This is a genomic window from Enterobacter sp. 3U4 (assembly GCF_057224565.1).
Window position 1 is genome coordinate 4,298,164 of sequence record NZ_CP136665.1, and the last position, 17,376, is coordinate 4,315,539.

Consider the following 17,376-nt stretch of genomic DNA (forward strand, 5'->3'; position numbering starts at 1 on the left):
GATGGCCGAGTCGCAACCCTTATCCGCCGCCCCCGAGGGGGCGGAATATCTCCGGGCGGTGCTGCGCGCGCCAGTCTATGAAGCCGTGCAGGTCACACCCCTGCAGAAAATGGAAAAACTCTCTTCGCGCCTCGACAACGTTATCCTGGTGAAGCGTGAAGACAGGCAGCCGGTGCACAGCTTTAAGCTGCGCGGCGCCTACGCGATGATGGCTGGCCTGACCGACGAGCAAAAAGCGCGCGGCGTGATTACCGCCTCGGCGGGCAACCACGCGCAGGGCGTGGCGTTCTCGTCTGCTCGTCTGGGTCTAAAAGCGCTGATCGTGATGCCGGTTGCTACCGCAGACATCAAGGTTGACGCGGTGCGCGGTTTCGGCGGCGAAGTACTGCTCCACGGCGCCAACTTTGACGAAGCGAAAGCCAAAGCGATCGAGCTGGCGCAGCAGCAGGGTTTCACCTGGGTGCCGCCGTTCGATCACCCGATGGTGATTGCCGGGCAGGGCACGCTGGCGCTGGAACTGCTGCAGCAGGATGCCCATCTCGACCGCGTCTTCGTCCCGGTGGGCGGCGGTGGCTTAGCCGCAGGCGTGGCGGTGCTGATCAAACAGCTGATGCCGCAGATCAAAGTCATTGCCGTGGAGGCGGAAGATTCTGCCTGCCTGAAAGCGGCGCTGGACGCCGGTCATCCGGTCGACCTGCCGCGGGTCGGGCTGTTTGCCGAGGGCGTGGCGGTGAAGCGTATTGGCGACGAAACGTTCCGCCTGTGCCGGGAATATCTCGACGATATCGTCACGGTGGATAGCGATGCTATCTGCGCGGCGATGAAAGATCTGTTCGAAGACGTGCGTGCGGTGGCGGAACCCTCCGGCGCGCTGGCGCTGGCGGGGATGAAAAAATACATCGCACAGCACAACATTCGCGGCGAGCGTCTGGCACACGTGCTTTCCGGTGCCAACGTGAACTTCCACGGTCTGCGCTACGTGTCCGAGCGCTGCGAGCTGGGCGAACAGCGGGAAGCGCTATTGGCGGTGACCATTCCGGAAGAGAAGGGCAGCTTCCTGAAGTTCTGTCAACTGCTGGGTGGCCGTTCGGTGACGGAGTTTAACTACCGTTTTGCAGATGCCAAAGACGCCTGCATTTTTGTCGGCGTGCGTCTCAGCCGTGGCGTGGAGGAGCGCAAAGAGATCCTCAGCCTGCTGCATGAGGGCGGCTATAGCGTGGTCGATCTTTCTGACGATGAGATGGCGAAGCTGCACGTGCGCTACATGGTCGGCGGGCGTCCATCGAAGCCGCTCAGGGAACGCCTGTTCAGCTTCGAGTTCCCTGAATCGCCGGGCGCGCTGCTCAAGTTCCTGCATACGCTGGGCACGCACTGGAACATCTCTCTGTTCCACTACCGCAGCCACGGTACCGACTACGGGCGAGTGCTGGCGGCGTTTGAACTGGGTGAACATGAGCCGGATTTCGAAACGCGGCTTAACGAGCTGGGCTATGAGTGTCACGACGAAACCCATAACCCGGCGTTCCGTTTCTTCCTCGCGGGCTAAGGGTTGAAATGCGTATAGGCCGGGTAAGCGCAGCGCCACCCGGCTTCAGTGGTTCGGCAATATCGTCCAGAACGCATCAATAAGCGGCTCATGCAGCCGCTTTTTTTGTGCGCATACGCCAAGCTCAAACGGCGTCTTCTCGTCGCTGCGCTCCAGTATCATCACGCGATTGCGCACCGGTTCCGGGCTATTTTCCAGCACCACTTCCGGCAGTAGCGCCACGCCGCAGCCGAGCGCCACCATCGACACCATCGCCTCATGGCCGCTGACCGTGGCGTAAATCGACGGGTTGCTGATTTTCTGGCGGCGAAACCACAGCTCAATGCGACGTCGCACCGGCCCCTGATCGGCCATGATAAACGGTACCGTTGACCAGTCCGGTTTTTCCACCGACACCTGATTACGCACCGGGCAGGGCAGCGCCGGGGCAATGAGTACAACCGCCAGATTCTCCAGCATCGAGAACGCTACCGCGCCCGGCAGGGTTTCCGGCTTCCCGGCAATGGCGAGATCCGCTTCCCCCGTCACCACTTTTTCCATTGCGTCGGCGGCGTCGCCGGTGGTGAGCTTAATTTCAACCGACGGATGCGCCGCGCGGAAGCGGTCGAGAATGGGCGGCAGATGGCTATAGGCGGCGGTCACGGAGCAAAAAATATGCAGCTCGCCGGAGAGTGACGGCCCCTGCTGATCGATAGAGTGCCGCAGCTGCTGGTACTGCAATAGCGTCTGCTGGGCAAAAATGCGCAGCTCTTCACCCGCTTCCGTGAGGGTGACGGTGCGGTTATCGCGCACGAACAGCGGCTGGCCGAGGTCTTCCTCAAGGCGCTGGATCTGGCGTGAAAGCGTGGAAGGGCTAACGTGCATCGCCCGCGCGCTGCGGCCAAAATGGCGGCTTTCCGCCAGGTGAAGAAACATTTTCAGATCGCGTAAATCCACCGATTCCACTCCCTCTTTTTACATTGCAAAAATTGCAATGTGACGTTGTGAATATATCAATTTCCGCAATAAATTTCCTGTTGTAATGTGGGTACATTCTCGCTGAAACGCGAACCGAACAATAAGACACACAACATCACGAGGTATCACCCATGGCTAACTACTTTAATACACTGAACTTGCGCCAGCAGCTGGCGCAGCTGGGCAAATGTCGCTTCATGGAGCGCGACGAATTTGCCGATGGCGCGAGCTACCTTCAGGGTAAAAAAGTGGTCATCGTCGGCTGTGGCGCACAGGGTCTGAACCAGGGCCTGAACATGCGTGACTCCGGTCTCGATATCTCCTACGCTCTGCGCAAAGAAGCGATTGCTGAGAAGCGTGCTTCCTGGCGTAAAGCGACCGAAAACGGCTTCAAAGTGGGTACCTACGAAGAGCTGATCCCGCAGGCGGATCTGGTGGTTAACCTGACGCCAGACAAGCAGCACTCCGACGTTGTGCGTTCCGTACAGCCGCTGATGAAAGACGGTGCCGCGCTGGGTTACTCCCACGGCTTTAACATCGTTGAAGTGGGCGAGCAGATCCGTAAAGACATCACCGTGGTGATGGTGGCGCCGAAGTGCCCGGGTACCGAAGTTCGTGAAGAGTACAAGCGTGGTTTCGGCGTGCCGACCCTGATCGCGGTTCACCCGGAAAACGATCCGAAAGGCGAAGGTATGGCGATTGCCAAAGCATGGGCAGCGGCGACCGGCGGCCACCGTGCGGGCGTTCTGGAATCGTCCTTCGTTGCGGAAGTGAAATCTGACCTGATGGGCGAACAGACCATCCTGTGCGGCATGCTGCAGGCCGGTTCTCTGCTGTGCTTCGACAAGCTGGTGGAAGAGGGTACCGACCCGGCATACGCGGAAAAACTGATTCAGTTCGGCTGGGAAACCATCACCGAAGCGCTGAAGCAGGGCGGTATTACGCTGATGATGGACCGTCTGTCCAACCCGGCAAAACTGCGTGCTTACGCGCTGTCTGAACAGCTGAAAACCATCATGGCACCGCTGTTCCAGAAACACATGGACGATATCATCTCCGGCGAATTCTCTTCCGGCATGATGGCGGACTGGGCGAATGATGATAAAAACCTGCTGACCTGGCGTGAAGAGACCGGTAAAACCGCATTCGAAACCGCGCCGCAGTATGACGGTAAAATCGGCGAGCAGGAGTACTTCGATAAAGGTGTCCTGATGATCGCGATGGTGAAAGCAGGCGTTGAGCTGGCGTTCGAAACCATGGTGGATTCCGGCATCATTGAAGAGTCTGCGTACTACGAATCACTGCACGAGCTGCCGCTGATTGCGAACACCATCGCCCGTAAGCGTCTGTACGAAATGAACGTAGTTATCTCTGATACCGCAGAATACGGTAACTACCTGTTCTCTTACGCCTGCGTACCGCTGCTGAAAGAGTTTATGACTACTCTGCAGACGGGCGATCTGGGTAAAGCGATTGCCGAAGGTGCTGTGGATAACGCGCAGCTGCGCGATGTTAACGAAGCGATTCGCAGCCACCAGATCGAGAAAGTGGGCCACAAACTGCGTGGCTACATGACCGATATGAAGCGTATCGCGGTAGCGGGTTAACAGCAGGTGCGGGCTGATGCCCTCACCCCGACCCTCTCCCACGGGGAGAGGGTGCAAACCTTAAAGGCCTTCTCTTAGAGAAGGCCTTGCTGTTTATTTGCGATACAGCACTTTAATCACGTGGTAGCCGAACTGGGTATGCAGCGGGCCGGTTGGCTCCAGCACCGGGCAGGAGAAGACCACTTTATCGAACGCCGGTACCATCTGACCCTGACGGAATTCACCCAGATCGCCGCCGCGTTTGCCTGACGGACAGATGGAGTGCTTCTTCGCCAGTTTGCCGAAGTCGGCGCCGTTTTTGATCTGCTCCAGAAGGTCCAGAGCAAGTTTCTCTTCTTTAACAAGAATATGCAGTGCTGCTGCTGTTTTTGCCATGATCGTGCCTTGAATAGGTTGAGATAAATCGGGGCGCAATATACCACGCGTCAGCGGCGATAAAGCACCTTAATGATATGGTAGCCAAATTTGGTTTTTACCGGGCCGTAGGGCTTCAGAAGCGGGCAGCTAAAGACCGCCTGATCGAACGGGCCGACCATCGCACCTTGTTGAAACTCGCCGAGATCCCCGCCATTGCGACCGGATGGGCATTTAGAGTAGCGCTTTGCCAGATGATCAAAGCTGATGCCGCGCTCCAGCTTGGCCAGGATCTCCTGAGCCAGTTTCTCTTCTTTTACCAGAATATGCAGGGCTGCTGCGGTCTTTTTCATGGTTCTGCTCTACGGGTTAAACGCGATTTCTCCACTTTATCATTAGCCGGTAAATCTGCGCCCGGCTTTCTGCTACAATCCACACCCCGTTCGAAGATTGAGCAACATTCCCATGCGTTTAAACCCTGGACAACAACAAGCGGTCGAATTCGTTACTGGACCATGCCTGGTGCTGGCAGGGGCCGGTTCGGGTAAAACCCGCGTGATCACCAACAAAATCGCCCATCTGATCCACAACTGCGGGTATCAGGCGCGTCACATTGCGGCAGTCACCTTTACCAATAAAGCGGCGCGCGAGATGAAAGAGCGCGTCAGTCAGACGCTGGGGCGAAAAGAAGCGCGCGGCCTGATGATCTCCACCTTCCACACGCTGGGGCTGGATATCATTAAACGCGAGTATGCGGCGCTGGGAATGAAGTCCAACTTCTCTCTTTTTGACGATACCGATCAGGTGGCGCTACTCAAAGAGCTCACCGAGGGGTTGATCGAAGATGACAAGGTGCTGTTGCAGCAGCTGATCTCGACGATCTCGAACTGGAAAAACGATCTGATGACGCCGGCCCAGGCCGCGGCGATCGCCAAAGGCGAACGGGATCGGATCTTCGCCCACTGCTACGGTCTGTACGATGCACATATGAAAGCGTGTAACGTGCTGGACTTTGATGACCTGATTCTGCTGCCTACGCTGCTGCTGCAGCGCAATGAAGAGGTGCGCGAGCGCTGGCAGAACAAAATCCGCTACCTGCTGGTGGATGAATATCAGGACACCAACACCAGCCAGTACGAGCTGGTGAAGCTGCTGGTGGGGCAGCGCGCGCGTTTCACCGTGGTAGGTGATGACGACCAGTCAATTTACTCCTGGCGCGGCGCGCGCCCGCAAAACCTGGTGCTGCTGAGCAAAGATTTCCCCGCTCTGCAGGTGATAAAGCTGGAGCAGAACTATCGATCCTCCGGGCGCATCCTGAAGGCAGCAAACATCCTGATTGCCAATAACCCGCACGTGTTTGAGAAGCGTCTCTTCTCCGAACTGGGCTACGGTACGGAGCTGAAAGTGCTCAGCGCCAACAATGAGGATCATGAAGCGGAGCGCGTGACGGGCGAACTCATCGCTCACCACTTCGTCAACAAAACCGAATATAAGGATTACGCGATCCTCTATCGCGGCAATCACCAGTCGCGCGTCTTTGAAAAGATGCTGATGCAAAACCGCATTCCGTACAAAATCTCGGGCGGCACGTCGTTCTTCTCACGACCAGAAATCAAAGATCTGCTGGCCTATCTGCGCGTGCTCACCAACCCGGATGACGACAGCGCGTTTCTGCGCATCGTGAATACGCCTAAACGCGAGATTGGCCCGGCGACGCTGCAAAAGCTCGGCGAGTGGGCGATGACGCGCAACAAAAGTATGTTTACCGCCAGCTTCGACATGGGGCTAAGCCAGACGTTAACCGGACGCGGGTATGACTCGTTAACCCGCTTCACCCACTGGCTCGGCGAAGTGCAGCGCCTTGCGGAGCGCGAGCCTGTGGCGGCGGTGCGCGATCTCATTCACGGCATCGACTATGAGTCATGGCTGTATGAAACTTCGGCCAGCCCGAAAGCGGCTGAGATGCGCATGAAAAACGTTAACCAGCTCTTCAGCTGGATGACCGAAATGCTGGAAGGCTCTGAAATCGACGAGCCGATGACCCTGACGCAGGTGGTTACTCGCTTTACCCTGCGCGACATGATGGAGCGCGGCGAGAGTGAAGAAGAGGCCGACCAGGTACAGCTGATGACGCTGCACGCGTCAAAAGGGCTGGAGTTCCCGTATGTCTATCTTGTCGGTATGGAAGAGGGGCTGTTACCGCATCAGAGCAGCATTGATGAAGACAACGTCGACGAGGAGCGCCGTCTGGCCTACGTGGGGATCACCCGTGCGCAGAAAGAGCTGACGTTCACGCTGTGTAAAGAGCGCCGCCAGTATGGTGAACTGGTCCGCCCGGAGCCGAGCCGTTTCCTGCTGGAGCTGCCGCAGGATGACCTGATCTGGGAACAGGAGCGCAAAGTGATTACCGCGGAAGAGCGGATGCATAAGGGGCAGGCTAACGTGGCGAACATTCGCGCCATGCTGGCAAAAGCCAAAGAGAAAGGATAACTCCTAAGGGCTTGTAGGCCGGGTAAGCGCAGCGCCACCCGGCATTTTTTCACAATGTTATTTTACTTCCAGCACCCAGTGCACATAGCTCTGCCACTGGCACTCCTGCTCGATCATCTCTGCCCCAAGCGGGTGACGATCAATCCAGTTTTCCGGCAGCGTCAGCGACAGTTTTTCTTCATCGGCCACCAGGCCGATCGCAGGCAGCAAATCATCGCGACGGCGGCTGGCAAACAGAATCGCAAGACGCAGGAGGCGGCACAGATGCTCGGCCACGCGCGGCGGTACGGCGTTTTGCTGATGCAAAGACGAGAGATCGACGGCATTAGTCTGGTTCAGCAGCAGCGTGGCAAGCAATTTTTTTTGCGCGGGTGTATAGCCTGGTAAATCCAGGTTGCGTACCAGATACGCTGCATGAGCAGGAGCCTGCTTAAAATCAATGCTCAGCCCCACTTCATGTAGCGCACAGGCGCTCAGCAGTAAATCCCGGCTCAGAGGTTCAAGATCCCAGACGTTAGCGACCCGATCGGCGAAGCGTGACGCCAGCTGCGAGACGCGTCCTGCCTGATCGATATCAACCAGAAAACGACGCTGCACGTTGCGTAGAGTACGGCTGCGGATGTCCTGATCGACCGACAGATGCAGCATCCCGTAGACCAGACCTTCGCGCAGCGCGCCGCCGGCCAGGGTCATACATTGAATATTCAGCTCGGTGAAAATGGCGATCAGAATGGCCAGCCCGCTCGGGAAGACCAGCGCGCGTTCCAGCGTCAGGCCTTCAATTTCCAGCTCTTCCAGGCGTCCGCACTGAATAGCGCGCTGTTTCAGCTGCTGAAGCTTGGCAAGCGTAATCCGCTCGTCCATTCCCTGCGCCATCATGATTTCCTGCAGGGCCTGCACGGTCCCGGACGCTCCCACGCAGACTTTCCAGCCGTGATAGCGTAGCTCGTCCATCACCGGGCGTAACACCTCGCGCGCGGCGTTTTCTGCCTCGTCGAAGTTCTCTTTCCCCAGATTACGATCGGTAAAGTAGCGCTCAAGCCAGGTCACGCAGCCCATCGACAGACTGAACAGCGACGTTGCCTGTGCGCCGGTGCCGGTCACCAGTTCGGTACTGGCACCTCCGATATCCACCACCAGGCGGCGATCGTCACCCCCTGTGGTGTGTGCAACTCCCTGATAAATCAGGCGAGCTTCTTCTTCACCGCTGATAACCTGAACCGGACAACCGAGAATTTCCTGCGCTCTGGCAATAAAATCCACGGCGTTAACCGCCAGGCGAAGTGTCGCAGTGGCGACAACGGTGATTTGGGCATGCGGGATATCCTGCAGACGCTCCGCAAAGAGTCGCAGACACTGCCAGCCACGTTCCATGGCTTCAGGTGAGAGGTGATTGTCGCTGCTCAGGCCCGCCGCGAGGCGGACCTTGCGCTTAATGCGCGTCAGCGTTTGTATGCTTCCCGCCACCTCGCGCACAACCAGCATATGAAAACTATTCGAACCGAGATCAATTGCCGCATAAAGCGAGGTGGAACTGAGCATATTTTCTTAACCTGAACGACGACGATTACGCGGTGCGCCGCCTGAACGACGCGGTCCATTGCCGGAGCGTGGGCGTGTCAGACGCTTAGGCGGCGGCAGTTCGCTTAACAGCGCTTCCGGATTGTATTTGCTCTGCGGAATAGAGTGACCGATATAAGTCTCAATGGCTGGAAGATTCAGCGCATACTCTTCACACGCAAGGCTAATCGAGTGACCGCTTGCGCCCGCACGACCGGTACGACCGATACGGTGTACGTAGTCTTCGCAGTCGTCTGGCAGATCGTAGTTAAAGACGTGCGTCACGGCCGGAATGTGTAAACCACGAGCCGCCACGTCGGTTGCGACCAGAATATCGAGATCGCCACGGGTAAATTCTTCAAGAATACGCAGGCGTTTTTTCTGCGCCACGTCGCCGGTCAACAGGCCAACACGGTGACCGTCTGCAGCCAGATGGCCCCAGATGTCTTCACAACGGTGTTTGGTGTTCGCGAAGATAATGGCGCGATCTGGCCACTCTTCTTCAATCAGCGTTTGCAGCAGACGCATCTTCTCTTCATTGGAAGGATAGAAGAGCTCTTCTTTAATGCGGTGACCCGTTTTCTGCTCCGGTTCCACTTCCACGTACTCGGCGTTGTTCATCTGTTCGAACGCCAGTTCGCGCACGCGGTAGGAGAGGGTTGCAGAGAACAGCATATTCAGGCGCTGGTTAGCCGGAGGCATACGGCGGAACAGCCAGCGGATGTCTTTAATGAAGCCCAGATCGTACATGCGATCAGCTTCATCGAGCACTACAACCTGGATTGCGCCGAGGTTAATGTGGTTCTGTTTGGCGTAATCGATAAGACGGCCGGTGGTACCGATCAGGATATCCACACCGCTTTCCAGCACTTTCAGCTGTTTATCGTAGCCGTCGCCGCCATAGGCCAGGCCAAGCTTCAGGCCGGTAGACTGCGCCAGGGGTTCAGCGTCTGCGTGGATCTGTACCGCCAGTTCTCGCGTCGGGGCCATAATTAGCGCGCGCGGCTGGTTAACTTTGCGGTCTGCAATCGCTGGGTGAGAAAGTAAATAATGAAACGTTGACGTTAAAAACGCCATCGTTTTGCCGGTACCGGTTTGCGCCTGCCCGGCAACATCGCGACCGGCCAGCGTTAGCGGCAGCGCGAGGGCCTGAATGGGCGTGCAGTTATGAAACCCTTTGTTTTCAAGGGCTTCAATCACCTTCGGGTGCAGCGCGAAGTCGGAAAACTTCTGTTCTGTTAAATGTGTTTTGCTCATAGTGTGGTAGAATATCAGCTTACTATTGCTTTACGAAAGCGTATCCGGTGAAATAAAGTCAACCTTTAGTTGGTTAATGCGACATCAACACGTCGTTGGTGGAGACAAAACCAACGTACCAGGCTTATTCCTGTGGAGTTATATATGAGCGATAAAATTATTCACCTGACTGACGACAGTTTTGACACGGACGTACTTAAGGCTGACGGGCTGATCCTCGTCGATTTCTGGGCTGAATGGTGTGGTCCTTGCAAAATGATCGCCCCGATTCTGGATGAGATCGCCGACGAATATCAGGGCAAACTGACCGTTGCCAAGCTGAACATCGACCAGAACCCGGGCACCGCACCAAAATACGGTATCCGTGGCATTCCGACCCTGCTGCTGTTCAAAAACGGCGAAGTGGCGGCGACCAAAGTGGGCGCGCTGTCCAAAGGTCAACTGAAAGAGTTCCTGGACGCTAACCTGGCGTAAGGTTTCTCCGCTGTGCGTTCAGAGCTCCCGGCTAAATGATGTGGAACTCTGGACGCCCGGCTTAAGTCGTGCTAAGTTAGCTATGACTTCGTTTTAAACATATCTTGTTGTTTGAATCTTGTTTTACCCGATACTTCCCGTTGTTAACATGAACAGTGCGTGAAGTGGCTAAATTCCGGGCTTGTCACTCAATCCGTCTTGTCGTTTCAGTTCTGCGTTCTTTCCCTGTGACCAGACAGCGAACAGACATGAGTTGATGGCCGCTAAACAGGCATGGATGACCCTGCCATACCATTCACAACATTAAGTTCGAGAATCACCCCGAGTTTAAGAACCCACACCATTATGAATCTTACCGAATTAAAGAATACGCCGGTTTCTGAGCTGATCACTCTCGGCGAAAATATGGGGCTGGAAAACCAGGCTCGTATGCGCAAGCAGGACATCATTTTCGCCATCCTGAAGCAGCACGCTAAGAGTGGCGAAGATATCTTTGGCGACGGTGTGCTGGAGATATTGCAAGACGGATTTGGTTTCCTCCGCTCTGCAGACAGCTCCTACCTCGCCGGCCCTGACGACATCTACGTATCCCCCAGCCAAATCCGCCGTTTCAACCTCCGCACTGGTGACACCATTTCAGGTAAGATTCGTCCTCCTAAAGAGGGTGAACGCTACTTTGCGCTGTTGAAAGTCAATGAAGTTAACTTCGACAAACCGGAAAACTCGCGTAATAAGATCCTCTTTGAGAACTTAACGCCGCTGCACGCGAACTCTCGCCTGCGCATGGAGCGTGGTAACGGTTCTACTGAAGACTTAACCGCGCGTGTTCTGGATCTGGCATCACCAATTGGTCGCGGCCAGCGTGGTCTGATTGTGGCACCGCCAAAAGCGGGTAAAACCATGCTGCTGCAGAACATCGCGCAGAGCATCGCCTATAACCACCCAGACTGCGTGCTGATGGTGCTGCTGATTGACGAACGTCCGGAAGAAGTGACCGAGATGCAGCGTCTGGTTAAAGGTGAAGTGGTTGCTTCTACCTTCGACGAGCCAGCATCTCGCCACGTTCAGGTTGCGGAAATGGTTATCGAGAAGGCGAAGCGCCTGGTTGAGCACAAGAAAGACGTGATCATCCTGCTTGACTCCATCACCCGTCTGGCGCGTGCCTACAACACCGTGGTTCCGGCGTCTGGTAAAGTGCTGACCGGTGGTGTGGATGCTAACGCCCTGCATCGTCCGAAACGCTTCTTCGGTGCCGCACGTAACGTGGAAGAGGGCGGCAGCCTGACCATCATCGCGACGGCGCTGATCGATACCGGTTCTAAAATGGACGAAGTGATTTACGAAGAATTTAAAGGTACAGGTAACATGGAACTGCACCTTTCCCGTAAAATCGCTGAAAAACGTGTCTTCCCGGCTATCGATTACAACCGTTCCGGTACCCGTAAAGAAGAGCTGCTCACCACGCAGGAAGAGCTGCAGAAAATGTGGATCCTGCGCAAAATCATCCATCCAATGGGTGAAATTGACGCGATGGAGTTCCTCATTAATAAACTGGCAATGACCAAAACCAACGACGATTTCTTCGACATGATGAAACGCTCGTAACGCAAATAAAGCCAGCGAACGCCACGTTTTTACGTGGCGTTTTTCTTTTATGGACTATACGCTAGTACCATCTACTCCCAATTTTGACCGGGCGGTGCGACAATAGGGCCGTTTGTGCAGCACAAGAAATAATTGATTGAAAAATATACAAAGGGAGTTGTAAGAAGCCTTCTTTATTACTTCTGAGGATGTGGCTTCATGGTTATACTTCCGGGACTAACATTTGTTGAGAGCAATCCATTGTGAATCTATTCACCGCCGTTACTGAACTGATCAGTATTTTTTTATTCACAACCTGTTTTTTGTTCATTGCGCGCAAGGTGGCAAAACGAATAGGGTTGGTGGATAAGCCTAATTTTCGTAAACGCCATCAGGGACTTATTCCTTTAGTTGGCGGGATTTCTGTTTACGCAGGAATTTGCTTCACGTTTGGTATCGCCGATTATTATATCCCGCATGCCGCCCTCTACATTGCCTGCGCCGGTGTTCTGGTGTTAGTCGGGGCCCTTGATGACCGGTTCGATATCGCGGTGAAAATACGTGCCACCGTGCAGGCTGGCATTGGCGTGGTGATGATGGTTGTGGGCGGACTGTATCTGCGAAGCCTCGGCTATGTGTTTGGCCCATGGGAGTTAGTCCTGGGTCCATTTGGCTTCTTCCTGACACTCTTTGCCGTCTGGGCGGCAATCAATGCTTTCAACATGGTGGATGGCATTGACGGCCTGCTCGGTGGGTTGTCATCCGTTTCGTTCGCCGCTATCGGCATTATTTTATGGTTTGATGGCCAGTACAGTCTGGCAATGTGGTGTTTCGCCATGATTGCCGCCATTCTGCCTTATATCCTTTTAAACCTCGGTGTGCTGGGCCGTCGCTATAAAGTCTTTATGGGAGACGCGGGCAGTACGCTGATTGGTTTTACGGTTATCTGGATCCTGCTTGAAACCACACAGGGTCAAACCCATCCGATAAGTCCGGTAACCGCACTGTGGATCATTGCCATTCCATTGATGGATATGGTGGCGATTATGTATCGTCGCTTGCGCAAAGGGATGAGTCCTTTCTCTCCTGACCGCCAACATATTCATCATCTCATCATGCGTGCGGGTTTTACTTCTCGTCAGGCGTTTGTGCTGATTACTCTGGCTGCCGCTATTTTGGCCGCGATTGGTGTAGCTGCAGAATATTCTCATATTATTCCTGAGTGGGTTATGTTGGCATTATTCTTGCTGGCATTTTTCCTGTACGGCTACTGCATTAAGCGCGCATGGAAAGTGGCGCGATTTATTAAACGTCTTAAACGCCGGATGCGTCGTAACAGTGGCAAAAATACAACATTAACTAAGTAAAACCGGGACTATGATGACTCAACCGTTGGCGGGAGCGAAATCAGTGGTAACTGAGAATGAACTGGATATTCGGGGTTTGTTTCGCGTGTTATGGGCAGGCAAACTTTGGATTGTGGGGATCGCGCTGGGGTTTGCACTGTTAGCGCTGGCCTATACGTTCTTTGCAAAACAAGAGTGGAGCGCCACGGCAATCACGGACAAGCCAACGGTTAACATGCTCGGGGGATACTTTTCACAGCAGCAATTCCTGCGAAACCTGGATATCAAAGCCAGTCTTGCCACACCTGACCAGGCCTCCGTTATGGATGAAGCCTATAAAGAGTTTGTGATGCAGCTGGCATCGTGGGATACCCGCCGCGATTTCTGGTCCCAGACGGATTACTACAAGCAGCGTCGGGTTGATAATACAAAAGCCGATGCCGCCCTGCTGGACGATCTGATAAACAATATTCAGTTTATGCCGGGCGACGCGCTGCGTAACGTGAATGACAGCGTCAAGCTCATTGCAGAAACCGCGCCGGATGCCAACAACCTGTTGCGTCAGTATGTCGCGTTTGCCAGCCAGCGTGCCGCAAGCCATCTTAACGAAGAGCTTAAAGGTGCCTGGGCGGCTCGTACCATCCAGATGAAAGCACAGGTGAAACGTCAGGAAGAGGTGGCGAATACCATTTTCGGTCGCCGCGTGCATAACATTGAGCAGGCGCTGAAAATTGCGGAACAGCACAATATTTCCCGCACTGAGACGGACGTGCCAGCCGATGAACTGCCTGATTCAGAGATGTTCCTTCTTGGCCGCCCTATGCTGCAGGCGCGTCTGGAAAACCTGAAGGCCGTTGGGCCTGATTTTGACCTCGATTACGATCAAAATCGTGCGATGCTAAATACGCTTAATGTTGGCCCATCCCTGGACCCGCGTTTTCAGACCTATCGTTATTTGCGAACGCCTGAAGAACCTGTAAAACGCGATAGTCCGCGTCGTGCATTCCTGATGATCATGTGGGGGATTGTAGGCGCACTGACGGGCGCTGGCGTGGCGTTAACGCGTCGTCGCAAAAACTAAGAACGCCGTCTACGATGAAGGCTGCGGCCTTCATCGCCTAATCGAAGAGAATCGATGTGAAAGTACTTACCGTATTTGGCACCAGGCCGGAGGCCATTAAGATGGCACCTCTGGTTCATGCGCTGGCCAGCGATCCTGATATTGAAGCGAAAGTCTGCGTCACGGCTCAGCACCGTGAGATGCTCGATCAGGTTTTAACGCTCTTCTCCATCGTCCCGGATTACGACCTCAATATTATGAAACCGGGGCAAGGGTTAACGGAGATAACCTGCCGCATTCTGCAAGAACTTAAGCCGATCCTGGAGTCATTTAAGCCCGACGTCGTGCTGGTACACGGTGACACCACCACTACCGTGGCGACAAGCCTGGCCGCGTTTTACCAGCGAATTCCCGTGGGGCATATTGAGGCGGGTCTGCGTACCGGCAATCTTTATTCGCCGTGGCCGGAAGAGGCCAACCGCACGTTAACGGGCCATCTGGCGATGTACCACTTTGCGCCAACGGAAAACTCTCGTCAGAACCTGCTGCGTGAAAATATCTCCGATAACAAAATCTTTGTGACCGGCAATACGGTCATTGACGCGTTAATTTGGGTACGTGACCGCGTCCTGGCAAACAGCGATCTCCAGAAAGAGCTCGCTGCCCGCTATCCGTTCCTCCACAACGGCAAAAAAACCATTCTGGTCACTGGTCATCGACGCGAAAGCTTTGGCCGGGGTTTTGAGCAAATCTGCCATGCGCTGGCTGAAATCGCCGCGCAGAACGACGATGTGCAAATTGTCTATCCAGTACACCTTAACCCTAACGTCAGCGAGCCGGTCAATCGTATTCTGGGCCACGTCGAAAACGTTCTGCTGATTGAACCTCAGGACTACATGCCGTTTGTCTGGCTGATGAACCACGCCTGGCTGATCCTCACCGATTCCGGCGGAATTCAGGAAGAAGCGCCATCCCTCGGCAAACCGGTGCTGGTGATGCGTGAAACGACCGAACGTCCGGAAGCCGTCAAAGCCGGTACGGTGCGTCTGGTCGGCACCAACGCGCAGCTCATCGTCGAAGAGGTCACGCGCCTTCTGCATGACGATGAAGCGTATCAGGCGATGAGCCGGGCCCATAATCCGTATGGAGACGGGCAGGCTTGTGGTCGTATTTTGCATGCACTTAAACACAATCGGGTATCGCTATGAGTTTTACTACCATCTCTGTCATTGGTCTTGGCTACATTGGCTTGCCTACTGCGGCCGCGTTTGCCTCTCGTCAGAAACAGGTTGTCGGTGTGGATATCAACGCACGGGCGGTAGAAACCATTAACCGTGGCGAGATTCATATTGTTGAGCCCGATCTTGACCGCGTGGTGAAAGAGGCGGTGGAAGGAGGCTTCCTGCGTGCCAGCACGAAGCCAATTGAAGCAGATGCCTACCTGATTGCCGTCCCCACCCCGTTTAAAGGCGACCATGAGCCCGACATGGTCTACGTCGAGGCGGCGGCGAAGTCCATCGCCCCTGTGCTGAAGAAAGGGGCGCTGGTGATTCTGGAATCGACCTCTCCCGTCGGTGCGACCGAGCAGATGGCACAGTGGCTGGCCGACGCGCGCCCTGATTTAAGTTTCCCGCAGCAGGCGGGTGAGCAGGCGGATATCAATATCGCCTACTGCCCGGAGCGCGTGCTACCGGGGCAGGTTATGGTCGAACTGATTAAAAACGACCGCGTCATTGGCGGTATGACGCCCGTCTGTTCCGAACGCGCCAGCGCGCTGTACAAGATTTTCCTGGAAGGCGAGTGCGTGGTGACCAACTCCCGCACCGCCGAGATGTGCAAGCTGACTGAAAACAGCTTCCGCGACGTCAATATCGCTTTTGCGAACGAACTGTCGCTGATCTGTGCCGATCAGGGGATTAACGTCTGGGAGCTGATTAGCCTGGCGAATCGCCATCCTCGCGTCAACATTCTCCAGCCTGGCCCGGGCGTGGGCGGTCACTGTATCGCCGTCGATCCGTGGTTTATCGTGGCGCAAAATCCGGTGCAGGCGCGTCTGATTCGCACCGCGCGTGAAGTGAACGACAGCAAGCCTCACTGGGTGCTCAACCAGGTTAAAGCGACGGTAGCGGATTGCCTGGCGGAGAGCGGAAAGCGCGCCAGCGAGCTGAAAATTGCCTGCTTTGGTCTGGCATTTAAACCCAATATTGACGATCTGCGTGAAAGCCCGGCGATGGAAATTGCTGAGATGATTGCCGAATGGCACAAGGGTGAAACGCTGGTGGTTGAGCCGAATATCCATGAATTGCCGGCAAAACTGGCGGGACACTGCACGTTGACGGCGCTGGACGACGCGCTGGCGACGGCGGACGTGCTGGTGCTGCTGGTAGATCATAAAGAGTTTAAAGCAACGTCCGGTGATGCTGTTCGTCAGCAGTATATTGTGGATACCAAAGGTGTCTGGCGTTGAATAGCCTGAATGGGATGCTTGAGTCCCTGCAGTGGGAGAGTGCCTTTTTCGGCCTGCCTTCGGCCATCGTGCGTCTGCGCGATGACGCTCCGGTGCTGGCTGAATCGGATTTTATCGCCTGGCGACGGGTGCAGGCTAAGATCCCGGCGGAGCGTGCCGATCTGCTTGACGCGCTCCAGCAACACGGCTTTCAGCTGGTTGAAGGTGAGGTAGACCTTTCCATTACCCTCACCCGACACGATGCGTCCGGCGCGGAAATTGCAACGGATCAGGACATCCCCGTGCTGCGTAAGATGGCGGCCCAGGCATTTGCGCAGAGCCGCTTTCGTGAGCCCTGGTATGCACCTGACGACAGCGGACGTTTCTATGCCCAGTGGATAGAGAATGCGGTCAAAGGCACCTTTGACCACGTCTGCCTGGTTTTCCGTGTAGGGGACGATCAGGTCCAGGGGTTCGTCTCGCTGCGTAAGCTCAACGAGCGCGAGGCGCGTATTGGCTTATTAGCCGGGCGCGGCATGGGTGAGAAACTCATGCAGGCGGCGCTGCACTGGGCGCAAGAGCAACAGCTTGTGACGCTGCGGGTAGCGACCCAACTGGGCAACACCGCCGCGCTTAAACGTTATATTGCGAGTGGTGCCAACATCGACGCCACCGCCTACTGGTTATACAGGTGA

Annotated in this window: 15 protein-coding genes; 10 read left to right on the forward strand and 5 right to left on the reverse strand. The window is 55.4% G+C overall.

All coding sequences use genetic code 11. The features are described 5' to 3' along the window. The first annotated feature begins 1 nt into the window (after position 1). Complete coding sequence (ilvA, locus tag RVY89_RS20435; RefSeq protein WP_025912232.1) at positions 2 to 1,546, forward strand: threonine ammonia-lyase, biosynthetic; 1,545 nt, start codon at positions 2 to 4, stop codon at positions 1,544 to 1,546. Between the two features lie 45 nt (positions 1,547 to 1,591). Here ilvA and ilvY read toward each other — a convergent pair whose 3' ends face one another. Beyond that, positions 1,592 to 2,482, reverse strand: a complete 891-nt coding sequence (gene ilvY / locus RVY89_RS20440) for an HTH-type transcriptional activator IlvY (protein WP_008501572.1) — start codon at positions 2,480 to 2,482, stop codon at positions 1,592 to 1,594. A gap of 152 nt (positions 2,483 to 2,634) precedes the next feature. Between ilvY and ilvC the strand changes: the two genes are divergently transcribed. Beyond that, positions 2,635 to 4,110, forward strand: coding sequence for a ketol-acid reductoisomerase (gene ilvC, locus RVY89_RS20445; protein ID WP_484826309.1), 1,476 nt, complete (start codon positions 2,635 to 2,637; stop codon positions 4,108 to 4,110). 93 nt (positions 4,111 to 4,203) lie between these two features. Here the strand turns inward: ilvC and ppiC (RVY89_RS20450) are convergent, their stop codons facing one another. Continuing rightward, a complete protein-coding gene (gene ppiC, locus RVY89_RS20450; protein WP_008501570.1) occupies positions 4,204 to 4,485 on the reverse strand; it encodes a peptidylprolyl isomerase PpiC in 282 nt (93 codons plus the stop codon). A 50-nt stretch (positions 4,486 to 4,535) separates the two neighbouring features. Further along, the gene (ppiC, locus tag RVY89_RS20455; RefSeq protein WP_004886860.1) at positions 4,536 to 4,817 is read right to left on the reverse strand and encodes a peptidylprolyl isomerase PpiC; all 282 of its coding nucleotides are present in this window, start codon (positions 4,815 to 4,817) and stop codon (positions 4,536 to 4,538) included. A 112-nt stretch (positions 4,818 to 4,929) separates the two neighbouring features. Between ppiC (RVY89_RS20455) and rep the strand changes: the two genes are divergently transcribed. After that, a complete protein-coding gene (gene rep / locus RVY89_RS20460) occupies positions 4,930 to 6,954 on the forward strand; it encodes a DNA helicase Rep (protein ID WP_484826310.1) in 2,025 nt (674 codons plus the stop codon). A 57-nt stretch (positions 6,955 to 7,011) separates the two neighbouring features. On the opposite strand, the gene gppA is transcribed toward rep, so the two are convergent. Together gppA and rhlB are read right to left on the reverse strand one after the other, a co-directional pair. Continuing rightward, positions 7,012 to 8,496: a guanosine-5'-triphosphate,3'-diphosphate diphosphatase gene (gene gppA / locus RVY89_RS20465; RefSeq protein ID WP_484826311.1), complete on the reverse strand. Its 1,485-nt coding sequence runs from the start codon at positions 8,494 to 8,496 to the stop codon at positions 7,012 to 7,014. A gap of 6 nt (positions 8,497 to 8,502) precedes the next feature. After that, positions 8,503 to 9,771, reverse strand: coding sequence for an ATP-dependent RNA helicase RhlB (rhlB, locus tag RVY89_RS20470; protein ID WP_023309646.1), 1,269 nt, complete (start codon positions 9,769 to 9,771; stop codon positions 8,503 to 8,505). Between the two features lie 144 nt (positions 9,772 to 9,915). Here rhlB and trxA point away from each other — a divergent pair, with 144 nt between their 5' ends. The 7 genes from trxA to rffC all read left to right on the forward strand — a co-directional run bounded on the left by trxA (position 9,916) and on the right by rffC (position 17,376). Beyond that, positions 9,916 to 10,245, forward strand: a complete 330-nt coding sequence (gene trxA / locus RVY89_RS20475) for a thioredoxin TrxA (protein WP_006179218.1) — start codon at positions 9,916 to 9,918, stop codon at positions 10,243 to 10,245. Positions 10,246 to 10,590: 345 nt separating this feature from the next. Continuing rightward, positions 10,591 to 11,850 (forward strand): transcription termination factor Rho, encoded by a 1,260-nt coding sequence (rho, locus tag RVY89_RS20480; RefSeq protein WP_008501566.1) that lies wholly within the window; start codon positions 10,591 to 10,593, stop codon positions 11,848 to 11,850. 242 nt (positions 11,851 to 12,092) lie between these two features. Next, entirely contained in the window at positions 12,093 to 13,196 is a 1,104-nt protein-coding gene (wecA, locus tag RVY89_RS20485; RefSeq protein ID WP_024907962.1) for a UDP-N-acetylglucosamine--undecaprenyl-phosphate N-acetylglucosaminephosphotransferase, read from the forward strand. A 13-nt stretch (positions 13,197 to 13,209) separates the two neighbouring features. Further along, positions 13,210 to 14,256: an ECA polysaccharide chain length modulation protein gene (wzzE, locus tag RVY89_RS20490; RefSeq protein WP_484827965.1), complete on the forward strand. Its 1,047-nt coding sequence runs from the start codon at positions 13,210 to 13,212 to the stop codon at positions 14,254 to 14,256. A gap of 56 nt (positions 14,257 to 14,312) precedes the next feature. Beyond that, positions 14,313 to 15,443 carry a non-hydrolyzing UDP-N-acetylglucosamine 2-epimerase gene (gene wecB / locus RVY89_RS20495; protein WP_484826312.1) on the forward strand — a complete coding sequence of 377 codons (1,131 nt, stop codon included), beginning with the start codon at positions 14,313 to 14,315 and terminating at the stop codon, positions 15,441 to 15,443. Next, the gene (gene wecC / locus RVY89_RS20500) at positions 15,440 to 16,702 is read left to right on the forward strand and encodes a UDP-N-acetyl-D-mannosamine dehydrogenase (protein ID WP_484826313.1); all 1,263 of its coding nucleotides are present in this window, start codon (positions 15,440 to 15,442) and stop codon (positions 16,700 to 16,702) included. The genes wecB and wecC overlap by 4 nt, the downstream gene beginning before the upstream one ends. After that, complete coding sequence (gene rffC, locus RVY89_RS20505) at positions 16,699 to 17,376, forward strand: dTDP-4-amino-4,6-dideoxy-D-galactose acyltransferase (RefSeq protein ID WP_484826314.1); 678 nt, start codon at positions 16,699 to 16,701, stop codon at positions 17,374 to 17,376. Before wecC ends, rffC begins: the two co-directional genes overlap by 4 nt.